We start from the raw sequence: 25,317 nt of genomic DNA, 5'->3' as shown, positions 1-25,317 counted from the left end.
ATTGTATTAACTGGCTAACTCTTTGAGTGCTTTGCGCGGAAATGTCACTGCAAGCCGTCTCTGTACGTTGCTCTTATTATTTCGTCGCTTTTTTCATACTGTTTTTCAAACCACGGCAAAACCGGAAGTACATAAGCGTTCTCTTATACATCCGACTCGAAAACAAGGCGGGGTATGAAAAAATTTTATACAACGCTTCGACATTGCAGTGTCTCTCTTTTTGTACAAAGCGATTAAATGCTGATTGGTATTAGATTTCGCTGTGACTTTGAGATCTAGACACAGGAAATGGGCGTAGGGGGTTGGGCGTGAGGCGCGAAAATAAAGGCTTAGAGTCAAATAGATACTGCAATTCCAGTGGGTTGCAAACCCTCGAATCGCGTTGTTTGTGTGAGCTGTGATAGGTAAGTGGTTAGTTGATTACACTCCATACACAAAAAAATGCAGCATTTATACAATGACTAATAATGCAAACTTTATGAAAGAAAAAACGAGCCAGAAAGGCTCGTTTTTGTTTTGTTTAAAACGATAGCGGTGCTGATCAGTCTTCCATGTAACTTTCAATGCTCGGGCACGAACAAATCAAGTTACGGTCGCCGTACACGTTGTCGACACGGTTTACTGTTGGCCAGTATTTCGCATCTTTCGCTTGCGCACTCGGGAAGCATGCCAACTCACGGCTGTATAGACGTTCCCACCCCTCAGACATCAAGTCTGATTGAGTGTGTGGTGCATTGACCAATGGGTTGTTCTCCAATGGCCATTCGCCGTCTTGCACTTTCGCGATTTCTTCACGAATCGCAATCATGGCATCACAGAAACGATCCAACTCTGCTTTGTCTTCACTTTCTGTCGGCTCGATCATGAGCGTGCCAGCAACAGGGAATGACATGGTCGGTGCGTGGAAGCCAAAGTCCATCAAGCGTTTTGCAATATCTTCTTCGCTAATGCCTGATTCGTCTTTGAGTGGACGAATATCAATGATGCATTCGTGCGCAATACGCCCGTGTGTACCGCGGTACAGCACTGGGTAGTGCGGACGCAGACGCTCCATCACATAGTTCGCGCTCAAAATCGCGACTTTAGTGGCTTCGGTCAGGCCTTGTTCACCCATCATGGCAATGTATGCCCACGAGATTGGCAAAATAGAGGCGCTACCGATTTGTGCAGCAGATACTGCGAATTCAGTGCCGTTCACAGCGTGCCCTGGAAGGAAAGGGGCGAGATGTGCTTTCACACCGATAGGACCCATACCTGGACCGCCACCACCGTGAGGGATACAGAAGGTTTTGTGTAAATTCAGGTGAGAAACGTCTGAACCGATAAAGCCCGGGCTAGTAAGACCAACTTGTGCGTTCATGTTCGCGCCATCAAGGTAAACCTGACCACCCGCTTCATGAACCAATTCGCACACTTCTTGAACCGCTTCTTCGTAAACGCCGTGCGTTGACGGGTAAGTGATCATGATGCAAGAAAGGTTGTCGCGATGTTTCTCAATCTTCGCTTTCAGATCTTCAACATCGACATTACCGCTGTCATCACAACCCACTACTACCACTTTCATTGACACCATGGCTGCAGACGCTGGGTTTGTACCGTGTGCAGAGCTTGGGATCAAACACACGTTACGGTGCGCATCGCCACGGCTTTCGTGGTAACGCTGAATCGCGATTAAGCCTGCGTATTCACCTTGTGCACCGGAGTTTGGTTGCAGAGACATTTCGTCGTAGCCTGTGATTTCACAAAGCATCTTGTTGAGAGAGTCTGCAAGCTCGGTATAACCCAACGCTTGGTCAGCAGGCACAAATGGGTGCAGGGCACCAAATTCCGGCCACGTGACGGGGATCATTTCAGCCGCCGCATTTAGTTTCATGGTGCAGCTACCCAGCGGGATCATGCCGTGCGTCAAAGAGAAGTCTTTGTTTTCGAGCTTCTTCATGTAACGCATTAGCTGTGTTTCGCTATGGTGCGTATTGAAGACGGGGTGCGTCAGGTACGCACTGGTACGACGGCAAGATTCTGGAATCGCCGCAAACTCGTCAGCTTCGATAGACGCGGCGAATTGGGTGGCATCACTTTCATCAGTGATGGCGGCCAACAAGCCGTTGATGTCTTCCAATGTGGTGGTTTCATCCACACTCACACCGAGTTGACCATCAAGCTTACGCAGGTTGTAGCCAGCATCTTGTGCTTTCTTGAACAGTGCGTCCGTTTGGTCGCCCGTGTTCAGGGTAATGGTGTCGAAGAAATCGTGGAATGCCACTTCTACGCCAGCATGATTGAATGCTGCTGCCGCCAACGCAGTCAGGTGGTGAACACGACGTGCAATTTTCTTCAGGCCTTCTGGACCGTGGTAAACCGCGAAGAATGCCGCCATGTTGGCCAATAACGCCTGAGCAGTACAAATGTTCGACGTCGCTTTTTCACGGCGAATATGCTGCTCGCGGGTTTGCATTGCCATGCGCAGCGCTTGCTTACCTTTGTTATCGATAGACACACCGATAACGCGGCCAGGCATGGTGCGCTTGAGTTTGTCACGGGTTGCCATGAACGCAGCGTGAGGACCACCGTAGCCCATTGGCACGCCGAAACGTTGTGCTGAGCCAATCACGACATCTGCACCCATCTGACCCGGTGCTTTTAGCAAGGCGAGAGAAAGCAGGTCTGCGGCGACAGTAACCAATGTTTTATTGGCTTGTGCTTGGGCAATCAAATCCGTCAAATCACGCACTTGGCCAGTCGTACCTGGGTATTGCAGCAGCGCACCAAATACGTCGTGCTGTGGCAGGGTATCTGCAGCGCCAGTGATCACGTCGAAGCCCATGAAGCCCGCGCGTGTGTTAATTACGTCGAGGGTTTGCGGGTGCACGTCATCAGCAACGAAGAAGGTATTGCTCTTGCTCTTACCACCACGCTTACATAGCGTCATGGCTTCAGCAGCGGCTGTCGCTTCATCCAGCAGTGAGGCATTCGCCAATTCCATGCCGGTTAAATCCATCACCATTTGCTGGAAGTTCAGCAGTGATTCAAGACGACCTTGAGAAATTTCTGGCTGGTATGGCGTATAGGCCGTGTACCAACCCGGATTCTCTAAGACATTGCGCAGAATGGGTGTAGGCGTATGCGTGCCATAGTAACCTTGGCCGATGAAGCTTTGCTTGATGACATTCTTGCTGGCAATGCCTTTCAGTTTGTCTAGCATGGCAACTTCGCTGAGTGCATCGTCTAACTCAAGCGGTCGAGGTAAACGAATGTGAGCAGGTACCGTTTCTTCAATCAAATGCTCAAGGCTCGTGGCATTCACGGTACGCAGCATCTCGGCTTGATCAGTGTCACGCGGGCCATTGTGGCGCGTCACAAACTCATCATGAGGTTGGAGTTGGTCGAGTAGGCGTGATTCGGTCATGACAGTCGTCCTGAATTAGTCTTCGATAGTTTCTTGGTAAGCGTCAGCAGACATCAAGTGATCGAGGTTGCTGTCTTCAGCAAGCTTGATTTTTGCAATCCAACCACCTTCAAACGGCGCTTCGTTAACAAGTTCTGGGCTGTCTTCCAGATCTTCGTTCACTTCAACGACTTCGCCGTTTACTGGGCCGTAAATGTCAGAAGCTGCTTTTACGGATTCTACCAATGAGAAACCTTCGCCCACTTCTACTTCGCTGCCTACGTCTGGCAGATCCACAAAAACAACATCGCCTAGAAGCGTTTGTGCGTGCTCAGAAATGCCAACGGTTACAGTACCGTCACCATTGTCTTTTACCCACTCGTGGCTCTCAGCAAACTTCAGGGTTGCATCCATTTCTTCATCTCCGTTTGAAACGTGGTTATTCGTCTTCGCTCACTCAGCGAAAAAACGCGATTTTGTGTTCTATTCGGCGCGCTTTACGACAGCGCGCCAGTGCTATGTTCGTTATTTTTTTGACCTTGCTGGCGCGCGCCTCAACACGCGACAACATTGATGGCGATGGTGTTTGTTGCAAGGCCACCTTGTGAGGTTTCCTTGTACTTGCTCATCATGTCGAGCCCGGTTTCGTGCATCGTCTTTATGACGCTATCTAACGAAACGTGGTGCTCACCATCACCGTTCAACGCCAATCTTGTGGCGTTGATGGCTTTCACTGCGCCCATGGTGTTGCGTTCAATGCAAGGCACTTGAACCAAACCATTTATTGGGTCGCACGTTAGGCCCAAGTTATGTTCCATGCCGATTTCTGCGGCATTTTCAATTTGTGCAGGTGTCGCCCCCATTGCGGCGGCCAATCCTGCGGCTGCCATGGAGCACGCCACGCCAATTTCGCCTTGGCATCCCACCTCTGCGGCGGAAATCGACGCATTGGTTTTATAAAGCGAACCAATTGCGGCTGCGACAGCGAGGAAAGTACGAATACCGTCCATGTTATTTGGCGACACAAACTTGTTGTAGTACGCCAACACCGCCGGAATAACACCCGCGGCACCGTTTGTTGGTGCAGTGACTACACGTCCACCCGCTGCATTTTCTTCATTGACTGCCATGGCATACATGTTGACCCAATCATTCGAATCAACGGGCAGTCCGTCGGTGTCTTTACGCTTGATGCAGTCGCGTAATTTTTTCGCACGACGTTTTAGCTGCAAACCACCCGGTAGCGTACCTTCTTGTTCAATACCGCGCTCGATACAGGCCAACATCACTTGCCAGATGGCATCGATTTGTTGATTGACGGCATCCATCGTTGCCTTTTTGTCTTGATGTTTGGCGCGCGCCAACTCATTGGCAAACATGATGTCAGCAATCGATTTATTTTGCGTTTTACAGTGCTCAAGAAGTTCAACGGCACTGCTAAATGTGTTCGGTGGTGAAAAATCCGACGCCAATGCATCGGTTTCACCTTTTTCAACCACAAAACCACCCCCTACCGAGAAATACGTTTTGCAGAGCAAGATGTCATCGTTTTCACCCATTGCCGTCAACGTCATGCCATTTGGGTGTTCAGGCAATACTTTGTCGAAATGGAAGACCAAGTCTACATCCCAATCAAACGGAATAAATCGATGTCCGTCGAGAGGCAGCTCTTTGCTTCCTTTAACCATGTTGCACATGGTTGGAATGTCGTCTGAGTTAATGCTATCAGGCCATTCACCCATCAATCCCATGACACAGGCGATATCGGTAGCGTGTCCCTTTCCCGTTAAGGCTAATGAACCGAATAGCTCGATAGATACCTTGTGCGTATTGTGGAGCAATGCTTCTTCGCGAAGATTGGCAGCAAATCGGGCAGCTGCGACCATCGGCCCAACGGTGTGGGAGCTAGATGGGCCAACGCCAATTTTGAACAGGTCAAACATGCTATGGCTCATTGCACGTCTCCTCGTTTTGTAGGGTACACACCATCCCTTGATGGGGGATGACAGTCCGGAGCCTATTATTTAAGTATTGGCTTTTTATGCGTTGCCGGAGTCAACATTTGTGTAACATACAAAACGTACTACCACTTCGTAAAACAAAATTTCCTATAGGAAACTCGCGTTGTGATCGCCTAGCCATATTTCGAAAATAGCCATCCACACGAAGCATTCTGGTTTTCGTTTTTGCGCAAACGTTTGCTTTTTTACCTTTTGGCATCCATGATTGCAACGGTTATTTCATTGTCATTCATTAATAGTGATTAAAAACAGTGCTTTATAATTCGTGTTATTTTGTTGGATTTTTGAGTGATCTATCGAAGCCATGGGTTGATGTAATTTCAATTAGTTAGGGCTCATCGTATGTCAGTGCGTTTTTATCGTAAGTTTCCAATAGGAAACTTTTTGTTAAAAGTGTTAACTCGCGCTTATCGGCTCACACAGTCTCTGTGTAAGAATGAGCCCACGCTGACGGCCCATGAGACAATGTAAAGGGGAGTCGAATGACAACACAGACAGATACACAGGACGTGTATCCATCAGTAACCGTTGAACGCGGAAGCTTGAGTGCAAGCGGTGACGCGCACGTTGCGCCCCTGAAGTTGGGTGAACGCTTGAAAGAAATCCGAACCGCGGGTGGTTTGACCTTGGAAGAGGCGAGCAAACTGACGGGCTTGGCGCGATCGACATTATCAAAAATCGAAAACGAACAGATTTCGCCAACCTTTCAAGCGATGCAAAAGCTGGCTGCGGGTTTGAACATTGGTATTCCCCAATTGTTCACGCCACCAAAACAACGAAAAGCCACAGGCCGACGCGACATTACGCGCGCTGGTGAAGGTAAGGCGCGACCAACTGCGACTTACGAACACGAGTTACTTGCTACACAGCTAACTAACAAGAAGATGTTTCCGTTCAAGTCTCGTGTGCATGCTCGCGCATTTGATGAGTACGATGAGTGGATTAGACACGATGGCGAAGAGTTCCTCTTAGTGCTTGAAGGAAGCATCGTATTTTATTCAGAATTCTATGAAGCGATTACCTTAGAAGAAGGTGACAGTGTTTACTACGACGCAGCGATGGGGCACATGCTGACCTCTGCCAGTGAAGAAGACGCACTCATCCTTTGGGTAACAGCCTCTTAGTATTCTCCTCTAGAGAGAGGCTGGTCATCCTCTTAAGAAGGATGACCAAAACACCATCCCGCCAAATGGCGGACAATTTCTCAGTACGTCGGCTATTGCCATGATCATGGAGTGAAACATGTCACAGGATCTTCTCAAAACCCCGTTACATGCCCTACACATTGAAATGGGTGCCAAAATGGTGCCATTCGCAGGTTATGACATGCCTGTTCAATACGAATTGGGTGTGCGTAAAGAACATATCCATTGTCGCGAACATGCGGGTCTGTTTGATGTGTCGCACATGGGTCAGCTTCGTTTACATGGCGAAAATGCAGCAAAAGCACTTGAGGCGTTAGTGCCCGTCGACATCATCGATTTGCCAGCCGGTAAGCAGCGTTATGCGTTGTTCACCAATGAGCAAGGCGGCTTGATGGATGACTTGATGGTGACAAACTTTGGCGATCACTTGTTCGTGGTCGTGAATGCCGCGTGTAAAGCGCAAGATATTGCGCACCTTCGTGCCAACCTGCCAAGCGACGTACAACTGGAAGAAATCGAAGACCGTGCGCTGCTAGCATTGCAAGGTCCAGAGGCCGCTGCGGTGCTTGCTACCCTTAATCCTGCTGTTGCTGACATGGTATTCATGGATGCGGCGTCAATGGATTTGGGCGGCGTTGAATGTTTGGTGAGCCGCTCTGGTTATACGGGTGAAGATGGCTATGAAATCTCAGTGCCCGCTGATCAAGCCGATGCATTTGCCCGTGTTCTTCTCGCCAACGATGCTGTTGAATGGATTGGTTTGGGAGCGCGTGATTCTCTGCGTCTTGAGTGTGGCTTGTGTTTGTATGGTCACGACATTGACACGACAACTACGCCTGTTGAAGCAAGCTTACTGTGGGCGCTGAGCAAGCCACGCCGTGCAGACGGTGAGCGTGCCGGTGGGTTCCCTGGTGCAGACATCATTCTTGACCAAATTGCGACCAAAGATGTTTCGCGCAAGCGTGTTGGTTTGCTGGGTGGAAGTAAAGCGCCTGTTCGTGAAGGAGCAGTGCTGTTTGATGCTGATGACAATGAAATTGGCGTAGTCACCAGCGGCACGTTTGGCCCAACGAAAGGTCAACCTGTGGCGATGGGTTACGTTTCAACGGCACTTGCAGTGATTGGCACCGAAGTGTTCGCTGAGGTGCGCGGTAAGAAATTGCCGATGACCATCGAAAAGATGCCATTTGTACCACAACGTTATTATCGCGGCTGATTGCATCGCTTTGCGGCAAATTGACAGCGAATTTGGTTTTACGTTCTGGCGTCAAAAAAATGCAGACGGCAGTAAAATTGCCAATGAAGTGTCACAAAATTGCCGCTTTATGCAGTTCAAACAATAAATCTGCATCGTTGATAGTGAACTCGACAACAAAGGCCAGTGATTATCACTGGCCTTTTTCTTTTTGTACTCAATGGCCTAAATGTAACCATTCTGACGCTGTAAAATATTTTTACACATCGTCTCGTGATTGGCATCGACTATGCATGCATTTTATACAGCAAATGAGTGTTCTGTTAGTAGGGGTGAAGCCTCCTGCCAAGGAGCAAAGAGCTGTGAGTCGGCGCAGAAGAACGGAAATTCGCAGGCGATACACAGCATAATGGATTAATGTCTTATATGTACGACATGTCGTCGATAGGAGAATTTGCAGTATGCTTGCTGAACAACGGGATGACATTGATAACCCCCTGATCTGGCCGATTCTGAGCGTGCTCGAAGAATCTCACCAAAGTTGGAAGGTTCACTACCTGATGTCTGAGCTGCAGAAGAAAACCATCATGGATCATTTAGACGATGACCTTCAGCTGGATCTCTTCAAGCGTAATTTTCTCATCATGAACGCCCTATACCAACTGCAAGAAATGCTGCTTCCTCAGCAGTGGTTGCAAGTAGAGTCGATGGACATTCAATTGAAATGGCGCGGCGCAAGCTCAGGGTTTGTCCAACATGAAATCAATCGCGACGATCCCTTGCGCGAATATTACATGGATTGGAAAAACTACGATGCGCAACTCGAAGATGTGCGTGATTTGCTTTCCTCTTTCTGGAAGCGTTATCAGCAGCATGTTGGACATTGCAGTGAGACAACGGTCGAGCGTAAAAATGCGCTGTCAGCGTTGGGATTGTCGGTGGATGCGTCGGATTTAGAGATACGCCGTCAGTGGCGAAAAATGGCACTGAAATGGCACCCAGACCGTCCAGAAGGCGATGCCGCTACATTCCGCACTATGTGTGAAGCGTGGCAAAGTTTACGCCTTTAGGCCTGTCGCCAACAATTCGGTCTGTAACAATGCACCAATGATTTCGAAAAGCCAGTATCAACCGATGCTGGCTTTTTTGTTGAGTGCGCGCTTTTCATTTGCCGCTGAGACGGTGAACAATATCAAGGTCAATAAGACAATGCCTCCGCCGATCAGTACGTTCTGGCTCGGCACTTCCCCCAGTCCCCACCAAACGAATAATGGGCCCAAAATCGCCTCCAAAAGCATGAACAAGTTGGCATGCGCCGCAGGTAGATAGCGAGGACCAATGGATATCAGTACGAAGGAAAGTGGCACCACACCCACACAAAGGATCAAGATATAAACCCATTCTTGTTCGGTAAGTGCGAAAGGTTCAGCGCCTGCAATAAGGGCAATGACCATGGTGAAAAAACCGCCAAGCACAAGGTACAACGGTGCATTCTTGCTTTGCGTTTTGCGTAGGATCACAAAGTAAGAGGCCAGCATAAAAGCGGTGACTAGTGCCATCAAATTACCGATCGAGGCGTCTGGCAATGCGGTATCACTGAACACAAACACAATGCCTGCCGTCGCAGCGACAATGGCGATGAGTGTGCGTCTATCAACACGCTCTTTGAGGAAGAAGTAGGCGAGCAGGGCACTGATCAAGGGGCTGACATTAATGATGATTAATGTACTGGCAACTTGTGTCATTTCAATGGAGAGCACAAAGCAGATCGTCGACAAAGAGAACGCGATTGAGCCAAGAAATAGCGATTTTGTTGGCGCTTTTATAGCTGCAATCGTTTCTTTGGGTCGAACGGCGAGCATAACTGCCAGAATAACCACCACCGAAAAAAAACCACGCCAAAAAAGCAATGTCCACTCTGAGGAATGTATTAGTCGAATCAATAAGCTATCGACACTCAGCAAGGTGATGCCGACCAGCATCGCCCACGTCCCTTTATAAATCGGCGACACAGCCACTCCTTAGCGTTTCATTTAGGCGATTTGGTTTCGTCTCTCCCTTTCTTGGGTCAACGTTTTATTTCAGGTATTCGGTAAACCGTTTTCAGTATAAATGTAGATGCAAACAGGCTTTTGCTTTTTCTCACTTTATCAACCGAATGTCGCCGTCTACGCTTATATAAAACAAATGTCACGAACATGAGATTTTCGGAGACGAAATGAGATCAATTCGGCACGTATATTTTGCCTTCATGGGATTCATTCTTTTTCTAGGCGCATCCATTATTTTTGCAGTTATCCGCTCTGAAGCGCTGAGTGAAGACATCAACGAGATTTATGAGCAACGTCATCAACAATATGCCTTAGCCATTGAGCTTAAACAAAGTTCTGATTTGTTAACGCAGTTCGCGCGCAACTATTCCGTCACGACAAACAATCGGTGGCGTTACTTGTTTGAGCAGGTAAAAGCGGTGCGAGATGGGCAGCTCCCGATGCCAGCAGGGTACAATTTCGACTATTGGTCACAGCTTTCTGATCCTAGCTACGAAGTGACTCAGCCAGAGATTCCCATCCGCCCTGACTATCCTTCTTTGCTGAGCAGATTGCGTGATGTGGGTATCAGTGAAGCGCATTTGGCGTTTTTGACACAAGCGCTCTCGCGCTCACAAGACCTGATCGATATTGAACAGTCGGCAATGGACCTGATCCAAGGTCGCAAGCGCACTGCACGTGGAATCGAGCGCGTATTACCCGACTCAGAACTTGCACAGCAAATGTTGTTTGGGGCTGATTACATCCATGCAAAAAACAAGATCATGGGCCCAATTGGTGCCTTTTATGACACGATAGAAAAGAGCACGCGCTCAGAGTTAGAGAGCTTGATACAAAGTAAGCGCAACATGGATGGCATTGTTATATCCATGGCTTATTTGCTGATAATCTCCGTCGCCGCAACAACAGTTTTGCTATGGGTACGTTTCTTGAAGCCGCTAGACAATATTCGCAGCACAATTGTCAGCAAGGTTAGGGACAAAGAGTTTGAATTCAAATTGGACGTGGAAAGCCAAGGTGAGCTCAAAGATCTCGCTTCGGCGCAAAACAAGGTACTAGAAGAAATTGCAGAACGGTTTGAGTTTAGTCGCCAGATAAAAGCCTTTTCCGATTTGATTCGAGGCTGTGCAGATACGCGCTCCCTCGGTATTGAAGTGCCAACGTTCTTCTCGCAACGATTCGAAATCCCTTATTCAGCCATTTATTGCGTGAGAAATGAAAAGCTTCATCTCATTGGCGGTGTGGGTGTTGATGAACAAACAAAAGTGATGGAAGCGGAGAGTGTTTCATTCCATCGCACTATTATTCGTACCAAAGAATTCTTGCGCATTCGTAACCAAGACGAAAAATTCACCCTAACGCTACCCGCAGGGTTGTTAAAGCTCGAGGAAATGTATTTCATTCCACTGTTTGTAAACAGTGAAATGGTGGGCGTGTTGGAATTGGGCTCGGTGCGTGTGCTTTCTGACAAAGAAATAGATTGGCTCTCCGAAGCGCAAGAAGATTTGGCCGTGGGCATTCAGCTCACCATGAACGCCGAGCTTCAGGTAGAAGCTGAACGCAGAATCTCAGAACAGCTCAAACTTAACCAACAAATCATCAATGCAATGCCTAACCCAACCTACTTCCGCGACACAGAAGGCAAGTACATTGGGGTTAATGACGCGTTCACAGACTTCCTTGGTCTGTTCTTTGTTGATGTGGTGGATAAATCCCCGGATGAGCTCTTTAAAGAAGACGTTGCCACCATGTTTGCTGAGAAGGAAAAAGCCCTTCTCGAAAACCCAGGTTCACACGTTTATGACATCGAACTCGCCAACGCAGAAGGGGATGTGCGTATCCTGACGGTGTATGAAGCAACCTATTATGGCGGCGATGGGCAACCACTCGGTATTGTGGGTCTCTTCGTTGATGTGACAACGCAAAAACGCCTAGAAACTGACTTGATTGGCGCGAAAGACCAAGCCACAGAGGCCAGTAAAGCCAAAGGCGAATTCTTGGCAAACATGAGCCACGAAATTCGTACACCAATGAATGCCATCCTAGGGATGTCGCACTTAGCCTTGCTGACGGATCTCAACGACAAACAACGTAATTATGTTGGCAACATAGAAAAAGCGGGTAAATCGCTACTCGGCATCATTAATGACATTCTTGATTTCTCGAAAATCGAGGCAGGTAAACTCTCTGTTGAACACATTGAGTTCAGGTTCAGCGAAGTGTTGGACAACATTAGCAACATCATTTCCGTGAAAGCCAAAGAAAAAGAACTCGAGCTTATCTTTGATATTGACCCAGACCTTCCTGACGACTTAGTGGGTGACCCATTACGTCTTGGTCAGATCATTATCAATCTCACGGGTAACTCAGTGAAGTTCACCGACAGTGGGGAAATCATCATCCGTGCACGTAAAGTGTCTGATGGTGATGAAGTGGTCGAGATTCAGTTCGACATTGAGGATACCGGTATCGGCATGAGCGATGAGCAAATGGAACGTCTGTTCCAGTCATTCTCTCAAGCGGATGGTTCGATCACCCGCAAATACGGCGGTACAGGCCTTGGTCTCACCATTTCTAAGAGTTTCGTTGAGCTCATGGGCGGTCGCATTTGGGTAGAAAGTGAGACGGGTAAAGGCTCTACGTTCTCGTTCACTATTCGTTGTGGCCGCAGTGATTCAAGTATCAAAGAACAAGTGGCGAAAAGCACCATTCTTAACGATAAACGCGTGCTGGTGGTGGACGACAACCAAGCCTCGCGTGACATCATGTATGCCTTGCTTGATAACTTAGATCTGCGCGTGGCGGCGGTATCTAACGGTGAAGAAGCTGTGTTCGAAGTTGAAAATGCCTGTAAAGGGAATGATGGCTTCGATGTGGTGGTCATGGACTGGAAAATGCCGGGCATTAACGGTGATGAAGCCACCATGCAAATTCAAGAATTGCCTTTGAATAAGATGCCAAAAGTGATTCTTGCCAGTGCATACGGTGAAGATGCAGGCCTGATCACCGATGACATGCAGGACTTGTTTGATGCAACCCTCGTGAAACCCATCAATCCTTCTTCTCTGTTTGATGCACTGATGGAAGCGTTCGGAAAAGAAGAGCTGAAACTGGTTAACGCGCGAGATATTGAAGAGAAATCGTCAATTGTTTATGACTTCACGGGATTAAATATCCTGTTGGTTGAAGACAACATGATCAACCAGGAAGTCGCGAAGGGGATCTTGGAAACCTATAACCCATCGATTGAAGTGGCAGATAACGGGCAAATTGCCCTCGAGCGGGTGCAAGAAAAAGCATTTGATATCGTCCTTATGGATATGCAAATGCCTGTGATGGATGGCGTGACGGCTACGCAGAAAATTCGTGAAATTGAATCTCTCTCAGGTCTGCCTATTGTCGCCATGACGGCCAATGCGATGGAGCGTGACGTTAAACAATGTAAAGAAGCAGGCATGAATGATCATGTGTCGAAACCTATCGATGTTGATGAATTGATCAGTGCTATTCATAAATGGACATCAGCGTCACGGGAAGCGGTGAAGTCGTCAGTCGAGGCGAATGAGAAGAAAGAAACAGAACAACAGGTTCATGATCTGAGTGATATCGATCCGCTAGTGCTTGATGCAAATGAAGGCATTCGTCGAATTGGTGGTAACAGCGTGGCGTACTGGAAAGTCATGACCGCCTTTGTAGAGAGTAAACTGGCGAAAATAGACACGATCAGAGAAGACATTGCGCAAGAAAATCGTGATGACGTTGAGATGTTTGCTCATTCCCTGAAAGGTGCCGCTGCGAATGTGTCAGCGAAAGGGTTAGCGGTTTTGGCGGGTAATTTGGAAGACCAAGCAACGAGTGATGGAAGAATGGAAGCAAGCTTAATGGATAAAATCCAAGCAACGCTGCTGGAAATCCAAAAATACATTCCGAGCGATGAACCTGTTGAGGAAAAACCGGCACAAGCTTCTTTTGCGGGGTACACACCAAGGGAGTTTCGCATTGAGCTAGAGCAACTCAAAATCCTCTTGAATAATTTTGATACTCAAGCTGTTGATTTTGTTGCGGGGATTAAAGAAAGTTCTAAGAGCATGGATGTTGATCTTACGCCTGTAGAAGATGCTATTCGTAAGTTTGAATACGAGGTTGCCGCGAAGAAACTAGAGATTGTGTTGGAATCATTAGGTATTGATGAAGAAGAGAACACACCAACATTGTTTTAGGTTAGAGATGCACAACGCAGTGCAACAGAAATAAAGCCAACGAAAACAAAAAGGCCGCTCAATGAAAATTGTGCGGCCTTTTCAATGGGTCAGTTAAGTGACCAGAAAGCGATGTCAATCGTGAAACGCGATTACTTCGCCAGAGAACGGCTACGCAGTTCAAAAATTAATTTTTCGGCGCTGCATTCAAACTTCAGGCGAACTTTTAGCGGATTAAGCGCCAGTTCTGCAGACTCATCCAGATCGTGCACCACAGCGTCATTGACTTGTTTCGCCAGTGCTAGGTATGCATTGAATTCAGCGATAGCGATTGTTTTGTCTTCTGCAAAGATCTCAACTTCAGCCACGTCATCGCCTTCGCTGATTACGTAACCCATTTCAGCGGTCACGCCGCACGCTTCACATACTTGAAATTCTTCCTGACTCATGAGCACTCTCTCGATGATGGGGATAATAGTAAGATTCGCCCTTCGGCTGTTTCGTAATATTACTACACTTAACGTTGGTCTTTGTAGGGTTTTTTCGAGGTTCTCGCGAAGAGTAAGGTGAGAATGTGTACGATCAGTGTGAGTGAATTCATCGCCAACAAAAAGAAAGCGGACCTATCAGTCCGCTTTGATTTGAAAAGGATTAGCGAGAGAGCGTTATTCTTCCCATTGCACCAATTTGTCTGATGGCCATGTCGCGCCCAGATCGTGATACTTCTTCTCGATCAAGTGGCGACGGATCTTCAACGTTGGCGTGAGCAAGCCATTTTCAACGCTCCACGGTTCTTTGATTAGCAGCACACCCTTAATTTTTGCGTGTGCTTCTAATTCACCGTTAATGGTGTCGATGATGCGTTTTAAGCGACGCTCATAGCGTTCTGGGTCGAAGTTTGGAAATTCTTGAGGCAGAGCAAGCAATACAGGGCCTGGCATGCCTGAGCCCACGAGACACATCATTTCGATGTTACTGAGTTCAAACAAACGTTTTTCGATCGGCACAGGGCTGACAAATTTCCCTTTGGCAGTCTTAAAGGTGTCGTTCTTGCGGCCTTGAATACTGAGGAAGCCTTCGCTATCTAAGTCACCGATATCACCGGTGTGAAGCCAACCATCAATGACAGTCTCAGCAGACGCCTCGGGATTCTTGTAATAGCCAGCAAACAAGCCTTCACCACTGACAAGAATTTCGCCATCAGCGGCAATTTTAATATCAATCCCAGGGCCTGCATTGCCCACAGTACCGATTTTGTCGGCACGGAACGGATAGTTCAGTGTGCTATAGGCAAATGATTCTGTCATGCCCCAGGCTTCTGTGATGTTTAATCCAAGACGTTCATACCAACGCAACAGCGCGGCAGAAACAGGCGCAGAGCCACAACCCAGCACGCGGGCTTGGTCGAGACCTAGGTTTTTGGCGACTTTCTTCTTAATCAAACCCGACACGAAAGGAATGCTGAGTAGCAAGTTCAGTTTGCCGTCTGGCAGTTTTTGCTGAATACGTTGCTGGAACAACGTCCACAAGCGAGGCACTGAGATAAACAGCGTTGGTTGCTGCATTTTCACATCATCGATAAAGGTATCGAGTGATTCAGGGAATGCAGTACAAATACCAGACATCATCGCAGAGCCCATGATGTAGACGCGCTCTGTGATGTGTGCCAGCGGCAAGTAAGAGAACAAGCGTTCGCCACCAATCATGCCGATGTGGTCTATGAGACGCTGTGCAGACCAAGCGAAAGCACCATAGGTCAACATTGCGCCTTTGGGTAAGCCTGATGTACCTGAGGTGTACACAATCGACATCAAGTCGTCGTCAGCATGCTCAGGGTTCACGTCCGCTCGCTCATGCTGCGCCACCAAATCTGACCAATCATACCCACAGTTGATAGTCGGGTAGGGCATGGCGATGGTTTGTAGGTTGCTGCGTGAGACCAAGGTGTCTTTCAGCGCTTTTGTGTCGTCGAGCTTGCCAACAAAGAGGGCTTTTGCCTCACTGTGGTCAAGCACATGGCCAATGGTATCTTCACCGGCGGTTGGGAAAATCGGTACGCTAACATAGCTTCCCAACATCATTGCCAAATCAGCAATGAACCATTCGGCACAGTTTTTTGAGATTAGACCGACTTTGTCACCCGGTTCTAAGCCCATTCCACGTAAGGCCGTAACGATCCTCAGTGCCTGATCGACGGCGTCTGAGTATGTGAAGTCTGTAAATTGGCGATTGATGATTTGTCGTAGAAAGATTTCATCAGGGCGTTCATCAGCCCATCGCAGCATTTGTTGATATGGTTTTGGTTGACCCATAACGGACCCCGTATAACTGAAGGGAAGAGGTTAATCGTTCTAATTATATGTTATTGAGTTGTTAAACTAAGATTCGAGCCATGGTTTGGTCAAGTTGTTCTTTCAAACGCTTGTTCAAATTTTGAAGCTGGTAACGAAGACGCATTGACATTTGTGCACTCATACAAAGAATAACACCTTGGTTTCATGGTGTTATCGATTCACCTGACAATCTCCCGCCTCAAACCTTACTCGCTTCACGCTTCTTACAATTTCGCGAACTATACGCTCATATAATAGACATATGTACTATCTTTAAGATCGCGAGTTAACGATGGGTGGTCGGTAAATTCCCCTCGATTTCCGCTAAAACAAAAAGCAAATGCGCGCCTAAAAATACTATTCACTCAACAGCGCGCGTGCTGGTCGCAGAGAGGTCGGACGTTCTGAAGCCTGCACTTACTCCATATGGAAGCCAGGAAACAGGGATTAGAGATATGCCAAAGAGAAGCAAAGAAGATACTGAAGTAACGATTCGACTGATCCTAGATGCCGTGGTCGATCAACTCGTTACTTTGGGGTATGACAGAATGTCTTACACCACATTGAGCCAGCAAACAGGGATTTCACGAACAGGGATAAGCCATCACTTTCCCAAGAAAACCGATTTCATCACACGTCTGGATGATAGGCTGCTAGGGATTTTGATTGACCGCTTAGACCTCGATGGTGATAAACGCAGCTTCATAGACAGCTGGTTGAACGCATTGCGATCAGATAACCGTTTTACCGCCGTACTGCGCTTGTTCTTCCTTCATACGGTCTCCTCAGAAAACGCGCAGGAATTTACAAGCCATGCGAGTAAAAAGCTGCATTCACTTTGCTGCGATCGCTATGGTGACGACTTTGAAAAAGAATTTGAGTGGTTGTTAGGAAAGTCTCTGCTGACCATGGCGTAATTTTTGCCATTTAAGACACATTAACACGAGAGCGAATACTCTCCCGACCTCGTAAGCTCTCGCCGCTGACACTGGAAAAAAGACGCTCATCTCGAGCGTCTTTTTTTATTCCATTCTTTGACGGATGATTTACAAAATGACGTTTTTTAACCACATTTTTCACAACTAAATTGATCTGAAACAGTAAATAGCCAAAAACTATTCAATCACCCAAATTTAAGTTGAATAGTTCAAATTTAATTTAATAATGGGCGCTTCGGAATCCGAAATCTAGATTTACCTCCTTTTCCCAATGAGAGTTTTCATGAGCAATTCATTAGTACTAGTCCTGAACGCCGGCAGTTCTTCCCTTAAATTCGCACTGATGGACGCACAAACAGGCGCAGCAATGTTGTCTGGTCTTGGTGAGTGTTTTGGTCTGGAAGATGCGCGCATTAGCTGGAAGCGTGACGGACAAGACAAACAAGAGCTCATGTTCGAGCAAGGTGGTAATCATCACGAAAAAGCGGTTGAGCTTATCGTTGAATTGGTTGAAAGCATGAACGTGAACGATCAGCTCGTAGCGATCGGTCACCGCGTTGTTCATGGCGGCGAAAAATTTGCACAAGCAACATTGCTGAATGACAGTGTGGTGAATGACATTGACGCCCTCAGCGACCTTGCGCCACTGCACAACCCAGCGAACGTAATGGGTATTCGTGCAGCAATGAAAGCATTCCCTGCATTGCCTCAGGTGGCGGTGTTCGACACTGCATTCCACCAGACCATGCCACAAAAAGCCTTTACGGGTGCTATTTGTAATGAGCTTTACAAAGAATACGGTATTCGTCGTTACGGTTTCCACGGTACAAGCCACTACTACGTAAGCCGTGAAGCCGCCAAAATGGTGAATAAGCCCATTGAAGAAACGAGTTTCATTTCGGTTCACCTTGGTAACGGTGCGTCTGTGTCTGCAATTCGCAACGGCGAATCTGTTGATACGTCGATGGGCTTTACGCCACTGGCTGGTTTGATGATGGGCACGCGTTCTGGTGACCTTGATCCAGGTATCATTGAATTCTTGATGAAGAAAGGTTGGACGCATGAGCAAGTGTTCGACACATTGAACAAGAAATCGGGTTTCTTGGGCGTTTCTGGTTTGACGTCTGACGCACGTGGCATCCTTGAAGCCATGGAAAGCGGTCATGAAGGTGCGAAACTGGCGTTTGAAGTCTTCACTTACCGTGTGGCGAAATTCATCGGTTCTTACATGATCCCATTGGATAGCCTAGATGCCGTTATCTTTACGGGCGGCATTGGTGAAAACTCACTGCCTATTCGTCGTGAAATTCTGAAAAACCTAAAACTGCTTGGTTTTGTTGAAGACGTTGCTGGCAACGAAGCGGCGCGTTTCGGAAACGCAGGCGTTATCGGTGCGTCTGAAATGCTAGGTGCACAAGTGTTGGTTATTCCAACTAACGAAGAATTCGTTATCGCGTCACAAGCAGCTGATTTTGCGAAGTAATTAGTAAGAATAGAATTGCTAAAAAAGCCGCTGACGAGAGTCTGCGGCTTTTTTTATTCCATCGAAGAACAATCAGAGTAGAGCATGTTAGAAATGGTAGGCCACGGTTGCACCAACCATCCATTGGTCTTCACTGTCAACAATGGGAGAATCAGCAACTTCGTCGCCTAAACGTGTGTATTGCGTTGACTGCGTGAGATTCCAGTTGTCGCTGAACGGATAAATCAGCTTGTACCCCACCTCATAAGCGACACTGCTTTCGCCGCTGTAGGCTGGGCGATTGACCCGCGCTTCGTTTTGATTCACGCCAAAATAGTAATCAACAAAGTCTTTGCTTTGCAGCATCACACCTGCGAAAGAAACAAAATCGGCATCGCCAATGGGAAAGATGTCGAAGTATCTCGCGCCAGCAACATACCCTTTATAAGCACCGGAAACATCGTGTTGGAAATAGGTGGATATCACGCCTGTACCGGCTCTGAAATCTGCATTTACGCCGAGATCGAGGCTCAAGTTTCGGTCATCCATGCCTTTTAGGAAGTCTGAGGTGTCTTTGTCATAGGCGATGCCTGATGTGGTCATGATAACCCCAAGGTTGACCCAATCACTGTCTGTGCCGTAGACACGATAGTTTGCGCCACTAAAATCGACATTTAGGTTTTCACCGTGGTAGCCAAAGTTCAACAAGGGAACGACAGAGTTATCTTGTTCCTTATAGAGATCGCTGACACCCGCTGCGCCCACCTCCGCTATCCATGTGTTTTGTTTGGTGTAGATACCACCGTTTAAAATATACGTGTCGCCTGCGGCATGAACGGCAGAAGCTGCGGCAAGGGTAGAACATAAAACGATAATGTTTTTCATGATGCTGTCCTGAGTTATGCGTCTTGTGTACACCGTACAAAATCACTCATGCTGACAAAAGGATCAGTGTGTCCTTTGTTTGTGGTGACTTTGTCATTGATTGTCAGCGTCATGGTTTGGAAAGGTGAGAACGAGCTTGGCTCCACCGGTGGGATTTTCTTCAAAGGTGGCGAAACCACGATGTTTCTCTACGATTAGTTTCACGATAGCCAGTCCTAACCCGTGTCCCATGTTCGCTTTGTTTCTTGATGGGTCAACGCTAAAAAAGGGCTCAAAAATGCGCTCACGAAATTGTTTTGGTACGCCGGGGCCATCATCTTCAATGATGATCTTAACGGTTTGCGCATCTTGAGAGCAATGCACTGTTACCCTTGATACGGAATACCTCATGGCATTGACGAGCACGTTGTCAATCGCCCGTTTGAGCAAGGTTTTGTCGGCAATAAACGATATGTTAGGGTCAACCAATATGTCCATTTGACGGTTTTCGGGGTTCGGTAGGCGCTTAACCAAATGCTCGATAAACGGTTGAGCTACAATGTTTTCTTTGCTGAGCGGTGCGTCCTGACGGCCCATTTTAGCGAAATAAAGCAGTGCATCGACCAACTGCTCCATCTCCTCTGTGTCTTCGATAATGCTGGCAAGTTTTTGCTTTAGTGCCGGTGACTTGGCCTCTTCATGGAGAATTTCTGCCTGCCATTGAATACGAAAGATCGGTGTCCGAAGGTCATGTGCGACGGCTTGGGTAAGAGAGCGGTTGCTGGTAATGAGTCGGGATATTTTGTCCGCCATTTCATTGAAGCTTTCGTTCATCTTACCCACTTTGCTACCACTGTTAGTGGGGGCTCGAACGCTTAAGTTACCTTTAGCGAATTCCGCTGTGGCATGCTGCAAGGCGCGCATTCTGCGACCGATAAACCAGATGATCCAGCTGGAGTAAATTAAGAAACCTATGGCGGTGAACACAAAAAACAGTGCATCACTAAATTCAATCTTCTGTCTGACCTGTGCGGTTTGATCAGGGGCGATATGATAGAAAGTGCTTGAATCAGGAAAGGTGAGCCACAGCGCCCGATCTTCGTCATAAAAGGAAAAAGGGTGGGGTGGTGGACTTTGTGCAAAGTAGTTTTGCACCTCTTGAGGCACGAGATCCACGGACACTATGTTCAATGTACTGGCTGTTGATTCGGCATAGTTGGTGAGTAATTGCGCCGTAAACTCGCTGCCCTGAGGCTCAGACAAGGTGTTGATGACATGGTGAAGGGCAGCAGCCTGCATATCCTCCAGCACATAGTCATAATCTGGATTGAGTTGGTAGACAAAGAAATCAAAGGCAAACAGACTGACAATAAAGAGAAAAAACAGTCCGATAAATGATTCGATATAAATTCGCCACATAGTCACACATTATGTTGAGAGTCGTGCCAGGCATCAGGCACAAAAAGGTAGCCCTTTCCCCTGACGGTAATGATGCGACAGGGCAAGGAGGGGTTGTCTCCTAGTTTTTTGCGCAAACTGACCACTTTGTTGTCAACGGTGCGATCCAATCCATCGTATTCAATGCCTCTTACTGCAAGGGTTAGTGTATCTCGCGATAACACCTGATCTGCTGATTCTGCAAGTAACCATAGAAGATCAAATTCACTGTCTGATAAGGGAACATGCTTATCTGCCAACACACACCATTTTCGAGATTTATTCAGCGATAAATTGCCATAAGCCAGCGTGTTTTGCGCGAGTGATGACGCGTGTTCCGCTGTTTTGGGCTGAATGTCAGTTCGACGGAGTAACGCGCGTAACCGAGCCAGTAACACTCTCGGTTTTATCGGTTTGGTAACAAAATCATCAGCACCGATTTCCAGCGCAGCCACGTGGTCAAAATCATCATCACTGGCTGTCAGCATGAGTACTTTGCCAGAAAACTGTGGGCGGATCTGTCGGCAAATTGTCAGGCCATCGATGTCAGGCAGCATGAGATCCAACATTACGACGTCGGGCTGCTCCGTTAAAATAGCTTCAATCGCACTCTCGCCTTGTTCAAATGCCTTAACGTCAAAGTCTTGTTCTTTGAAATAAGAAGACAGAAGCTGACGAAGTTTAGCGTCATCTTCAACAATGAAAAGACGGGGAGTAGGTGCCATCTGACGTCCTTAATATTCATGTAAACAATATGATCCACAAATTGTTTTAGCACAGCCTTCGGTGTTGAGTGGTTATTAATTTTTAAATTAGGGATAAAAAGGTAAAGAAAGTTCGTCCGTTGACAGGGTTGAAAATGTTGACAAAAAGAGACGCCCAACCAAGCGTTGATTGATGCCAAACACCGTTTTTGGATTTTGCATGAATATATTCTTGTGATTTGAGTCACAAAAAATTACCATCTCGCCCCCAAATAAATGCAGACCCCAAATTCAATGAACATTTCACAATTTATGTTAGCGGTAATCACAAATGACTACGTTTTAGCCTGCAGTATGCTTGCTGGCTTTGTTGCGATCACATATTTAACGCTAAGCTACGCGCGTGTTAGCTATATGCCAACAACCCCAAAGTGGTTGATGTCTTTAATTGTTGTTATAGCCATTGCTGGCGTTTCGGTTCCCCTTTATGTGGAACTCCACGTCAAAGAGCAAAGCACAATCAATACACAGCAAGCACCCATCAATAAATACTGATTTTTACGACAACGCTACTTTCCGTCGCCGATGAGATTAACGGACAAACTTATCGGCTATAGCCACTTGCCTCTTTATGTCTCCACGTCGTAATAAAGCCCCCTTATGTACTCCTCAGATGCGACAGATAAGGCAAGTTCAAGCCCGACGAGATGCCTGTGTAGATGGCTAGAGTAAAAAAGATAAAGCAGGTCAGCGCCATTTCGTATGCGATCAAGCAGTCCTTTTGCACAAAAACCATACGTTGTGTGCAGATATTTTGTAACGGACGGTAACGAAAATTGATGCTCGAAAGGGCGCCTAGAAACACGATGAATGCATTGATTGTATTGTATTTCCTGCGTTGAGCCGTGATTGGCCAGCCCTCTAGTCTCTATGAACCAACTCGTTGCTACGCGAATATTGTCTAGACTCTTCTATTTCGGCGGAAATATACTGCGCATCCTGTTATTACATTAGGAATACTGTGTGGACCCCTCCTCGAATCAATTGTGTAAACCGTTCTTGGTCTTTAGTTATCAAGGGAGAGCACGACAATGATTGAGCCCCTTCTCACCCTGCTATTTGGCATTTTTCTTATCTTGGCGATCATTGGAGCAAACGGCTATTTCGTTGCGCAAGAGTTCGCGTACATGGCCGTTGACCGAGCAAGACTCGCGACGTTAGCAGCCACTGGCGATGAAGCCGCAAAACGCGCTCTAGCCGTCACCAAACGAACCAGTTTCATGCTGTCTGGTGCCCAGCTTGGCATCACAGTGACTGGCCTTGTTCTGGGCTTTGTTGCCGAACCGCTGGTCGGTCAATCAATGGGCGTTATATTGCAAAGCTTCGGGCTGTCGCTCGAAACGGGTATTGCGATCGGTACGATTGTCACCTTGGCCGTGGCGATGGTCGTTCAAATGATTTTTGGTGAGCTTTATCCTAAAAACTTGGCGATTGCTAACGCCGAGCCGATGTCTCGTATGATGTCTCGCTCAACACTGATCTACATGTCAGCGTTCGGCTGGATCATCAGCTTCTTCGACAAATCAGCCAACCTTCTTCTGCGGGCAGTTCGCATTGAACCTGTTCACGATCTTGACGTGAGTGCTTCAGAAGAAGATTTACACCATATCATCGCGAACTCGCGCGAAAGTGGTGACTTGGCCGTCGAGTTGTCGCTGATGATGGATCGTATCCTTGATTTTCCTGAGCGCGACGTTGAACACGCCATGGTGCCTCGCTCGCAGGTGGATTGGGTTGAGCCGGAAACCACACTGACCGAGCTTCTGTCTCTGATGGCACAAGCACATACACGTTATCCTGTGATTAATGATGATGATGCGCCTGTGGGCGTTGTACATCTTTCGGATGTGTTAGCGCATGTCGATGCGGGCAATACAGACGACACTGTTGAGACGGTCATGCGTCCTGCCATCGTTTTGCCGACCTTGATGCGCCTGCCTGACGCACTTGATCAACTTGTCACGTCAACTAATCAGTTGGCCTGTGTTATCGATGAATACGGCGGTTTTGCGGGTGTGCTGACCATTGAAGATTTGGCGATGGAGATCGTTGGTGAAATCACTGATGAACACGATGCAGATAGCGGTGAAGCCGTTGTCTCTGAAAGTGACAACATTTGGTTGATGGAAGGGGATGTTCACATCGACGAAGTGGAACGTGCCATTGGTTATGATCTGCCAAGAGGCGATGTCGAAACCATCGCAGGTATGTTGATCTCTGAGCGCGGCGCGCTTCCAGCAGAGGGAGAGACAGTCAATATCGAACTGCCTGTCGATCCTTCAGAATTCGCTTCAGGCGAACTGTTCAAGCGTCACCTAGAGGTTGAAGTATTGCGTATTGAGCGACATGTGCCGACAGAAGTGCGAGTGAAGCTGGTAGAGAATCTTGTTGAGGAGGGTGAAGAATGATGACCGATCCGTTGATTGTCACACTCGTGACAACTGCCCTCATCGTTCTGAGCGGCTTCTTCGTTATTATCGAGTTTGCCTTGATGGGTGCTCGTCGTCACCGCCTAGAAGAGATGGCGGTGGAAAGTGCCTCAGCGCGTGCAGCATTGCGTGGCATGAATGATCTCACTCTGATGCTGGCGGGTGCTCAGCTTGGTATTACATTCTGTACCTTTGCGTTGGGTGCTATTACAAAACCAGCGGTTGATGTGTGGGTTAGCCCTGTCTTTCTTGCTATGGGTTTGCCGGAATGGGCAGCGGGTGGTGCATCGTTTGGTTTTGCACTGTTTGTTGTTACTTTCCTTCACCTCGTTGTGGGAGAAATGGCACCAAAATCTTGGTCTATTGCGCACCCGGAAAAGTCAGCGCTTGCCATTGGTATTGTTGCTCGCGCTTACGTTTGGCCGCTGCGTCCGTTGCTGAACTGGATTAACCGCATTGCAAACCATTTGGTGAAAGCGTCAGGCGTTGAACCTTATGAAAGTGCGGCGGTTGGTGGGCAAAACGTTGATACCATTCGCCAGCTCGTTGAGCATTCTGGCAAAGTGGGTACGCTGAAGCCGAACATCCAAAAGCAACTCTCGGGCCTTATCGATCTGAGTACCATTCCGGTTGAAACCTTGGTGACAGAAGGACAGGTGATGGCGCACGTTGATAAACATGCAACGGTTGCCGATGTACGTGCCGCGGCGATGACATCGGGCCATCTACGTATTCTTGTATTTGGAAAACGTGGTTTGAAACCACTTGTTGTTCATGTGCGAGATACCTTGTTAGAGCCTGCGGATAGACCTGCTCGAGAGGTTGCGCGTAAGGCTTATGTGCTGGATGCAAACACGCCTGTTTATGAGGCACTGGCACGCATGCGTGAAGCGAGCGTTCAGTTAGCGGTAGTGAGCAAGGGCGACAAGATGATCGGTGTAGTGACCTTGGCAGATATCTTGAAATGCGTTCTGCCGACGACATCGATTCAGCAATAGGTTTATTTGTCATTTTCACGCCCACGTTGCGAAGGGTGATGAGAATGAAAAAGCGCTAGAAAAAGCCCAAACAGCAATGTTTGGGCTTTTTGCATT

General features: G+C 47.6%; 17 protein-coding genes. 8 read left to right on the top strand and 9 right to left on the bottom strand.

The features are described from left to right. Positions 1–541: 541 nt before the first annotated feature. The 3 genes from gcvP to BCT27_RS10435 all read right to left on the bottom strand — a co-directional run bounded on the left by gcvP (position 542) and on the right by BCT27_RS10435 (position 5,340). Positions 542–3,406, bottom strand: coding sequence for an aminomethyl-transferring glycine dehydrogenase (gene gcvP, locus BCT27_RS10445; RefSeq protein ID WP_102395763.1), 2,865 nt, complete (start codon positions 3,404–3,406; stop codon positions 542–544). 15 nt (positions 3,407–3,421) lie between these two features. Continuing rightward, positions 3,422–3,799: a glycine cleavage system protein GcvH gene (gcvH, locus tag BCT27_RS10440; RefSeq protein WP_102395762.1), complete on the bottom strand. Its 378-nt coding sequence runs from the start codon at positions 3,797–3,799 to the stop codon at positions 3,422–3,424. A gap of 140 nt (positions 3,800–3,939) precedes the next feature. Beyond that, a complete protein-coding gene (locus BCT27_RS10435; protein WP_102395761.1) occupies positions 3,940–5,340 on the bottom strand; it encodes an L-serine ammonia-lyase in 1,401 nt (466 codons plus the stop codon). Positions 5,341–5,888: 548 nt separating this feature from the next. On the opposite strand from BCT27_RS10435, the gene BCT27_RS10430 reads away from it, so the two are divergent. The 3 genes from BCT27_RS10430 (at position 5,889) to BCT27_RS10420 (ending at position 8,816) form a co-directional block, all read left to right on the top strand. Then, positions 5,889–6,530, top strand: coding sequence for a helix-turn-helix domain-containing protein (locus BCT27_RS10430; RefSeq protein ID WP_102316943.1), 642 nt, complete (start codon positions 5,889–5,891; stop codon positions 6,528–6,530). Positions 6,531–6,648: 118 nt separating this feature from the next. After that, positions 6,649–7,767 carry a glycine cleavage system aminomethyltransferase GcvT gene (gcvT, locus tag BCT27_RS10425; protein WP_102395760.1) on the top strand — a complete coding sequence of 373 codons (1,119 nt, stop codon included), beginning with the start codon at positions 6,649–6,651 and terminating at the stop codon, positions 7,765–7,767. Positions 7,768–8,207: 440 nt separating this feature from the next. Continuing rightward, complete coding sequence (locus BCT27_RS10420; protein WP_017008385.1) at positions 8,208–8,816, top strand: DNA-J related domain-containing protein; 609 nt, start codon at positions 8,208–8,210, stop codon at positions 8,814–8,816. Between the two features lie 57 nt (positions 8,817–8,873). Here BCT27_RS10420 and BCT27_RS10415 read toward each other — a convergent pair whose 3' ends face one another. Continuing rightward, a complete protein-coding gene (locus BCT27_RS10415; protein ID WP_102316945.1) occupies positions 8,874–9,758 on the bottom strand; it encodes a DMT family transporter in 885 nt (294 codons plus the stop codon). Between the two features lie 206 nt (positions 9,759–9,964). Here BCT27_RS10415 and BCT27_RS10410 point away from each other — a divergent pair, with 206 nt between their 5' ends. Continuing rightward, the gene (locus BCT27_RS10410; RefSeq protein WP_241908555.1) at positions 9,965–14,017 is read left to right on the top strand and encodes a hybrid sensor histidine kinase/response regulator; all 4,053 of its coding nucleotides are present in this window, start codon (positions 9,965–9,967) and stop codon (positions 14,015–14,017) included. Positions 14,018–14,148: 131 nt separating this feature from the next. On the opposite strand, the gene BCT27_RS10405 is transcribed toward BCT27_RS10410, so the two are convergent. Together BCT27_RS10405 and BCT27_RS10400 are read right to left on the bottom strand one after the other, a co-directional pair. Next, positions 14,149–14,445 carry a DUF406 family protein gene (locus BCT27_RS10405; protein WP_017008382.1) on the bottom strand — a complete coding sequence of 99 codons (297 nt, stop codon included), beginning with the start codon at positions 14,443–14,445 and terminating at the stop codon, positions 14,149–14,151. Between the two features lie 216 nt (positions 14,446–14,661). Further along, complete coding sequence (locus BCT27_RS10400) at positions 14,662–16,308, bottom strand: AMP-binding protein (RefSeq protein ID WP_102395758.1); 1,647 nt, start codon at positions 16,306–16,308, stop codon at positions 14,662–14,664. A 476-nt stretch (positions 16,309–16,784) separates the two neighbouring features. On the opposite strand from BCT27_RS10400, the gene BCT27_RS10395 reads away from it, so the two are divergent. Beyond that, positions 16,785–17,246, top strand: a complete 462-nt coding sequence (locus tag BCT27_RS10395) for a TetR family transcriptional regulator (RefSeq protein WP_102316948.1) — start codon at positions 16,785–16,787, stop codon at positions 17,244–17,246. A gap of 304 nt (positions 17,247–17,550) precedes the next feature. Further along, positions 17,551–18,750, top strand: coding sequence for an acetate/propionate family kinase (locus BCT27_RS10390; RefSeq protein ID WP_102395757.1), 1,200 nt, complete (start codon positions 17,551–17,553; stop codon positions 18,748–18,750). An 87-nt stretch (positions 18,751–18,837) separates the two neighbouring features. Here the strand turns inward: BCT27_RS10390 and ompV are convergent, their stop codons facing one another. From ompV to BCT27_RS10375, 3 genes are all read right to left on the bottom strand, one after another. Then, a complete protein-coding gene (gene ompV, locus BCT27_RS10385; protein WP_102395756.1) occupies positions 18,838–19,614 on the bottom strand; it encodes an outer membrane protein OmpV in 777 nt (258 codons plus the stop codon). 93 nt (positions 19,615–19,707) lie between these two features. Continuing rightward, on the bottom strand, positions 19,708–21,012 hold the full coding sequence (locus BCT27_RS10380) for an ATP-binding protein (protein ID WP_102395755.1): 1,305 nt from the start codon (positions 21,010–21,012) through the stop codon (positions 19,708–19,710). Between the two features lie 2 nt (positions 21,013–21,014). Beyond that, positions 21,015–21,755, bottom strand: coding sequence for a response regulator (locus BCT27_RS10375; RefSeq protein ID WP_102316956.1), 741 nt, complete (start codon positions 21,753–21,755; stop codon positions 21,015–21,017). 1,070 nt (positions 21,756–22,825) lie between these two features. Here BCT27_RS10375 and BCT27_RS10365 point away from each other — a divergent pair. Both BCT27_RS10365 and BCT27_RS10360 read left to right on the top strand, forming a co-directional pair. Then, entirely contained in the window at positions 22,826–24,202 is a 1,377-nt protein-coding gene (locus tag BCT27_RS10365; RefSeq protein ID WP_102316957.1) for a hemolysin family protein, read from the top strand. Further along, complete coding sequence (locus BCT27_RS10360; RefSeq protein ID WP_102316982.1) at positions 24,202–25,221, top strand: CNNM domain-containing protein; 1,020 nt, start codon at positions 24,202–24,204, stop codon at positions 25,219–25,221. Before BCT27_RS10365 ends, BCT27_RS10360 begins: the two co-directional genes overlap by 1 nt. Positions 25,222–25,317 lie beyond the last annotated feature (96 nt).

This window comes from Enterovibrio norvegicus, from assembly GCF_002876705.1.
Classification (GTDB): domain Bacteria; phylum Pseudomonadota; class Gammaproteobacteria; order Enterobacterales; family Vibrionaceae; genus Enterovibrio; species Enterovibrio norvegicus_B.
The sequence above is the reverse complement of the archived record's forward strand: the minus strand, read 5'-3'. Positions and strand labels throughout refer to the sequence as shown.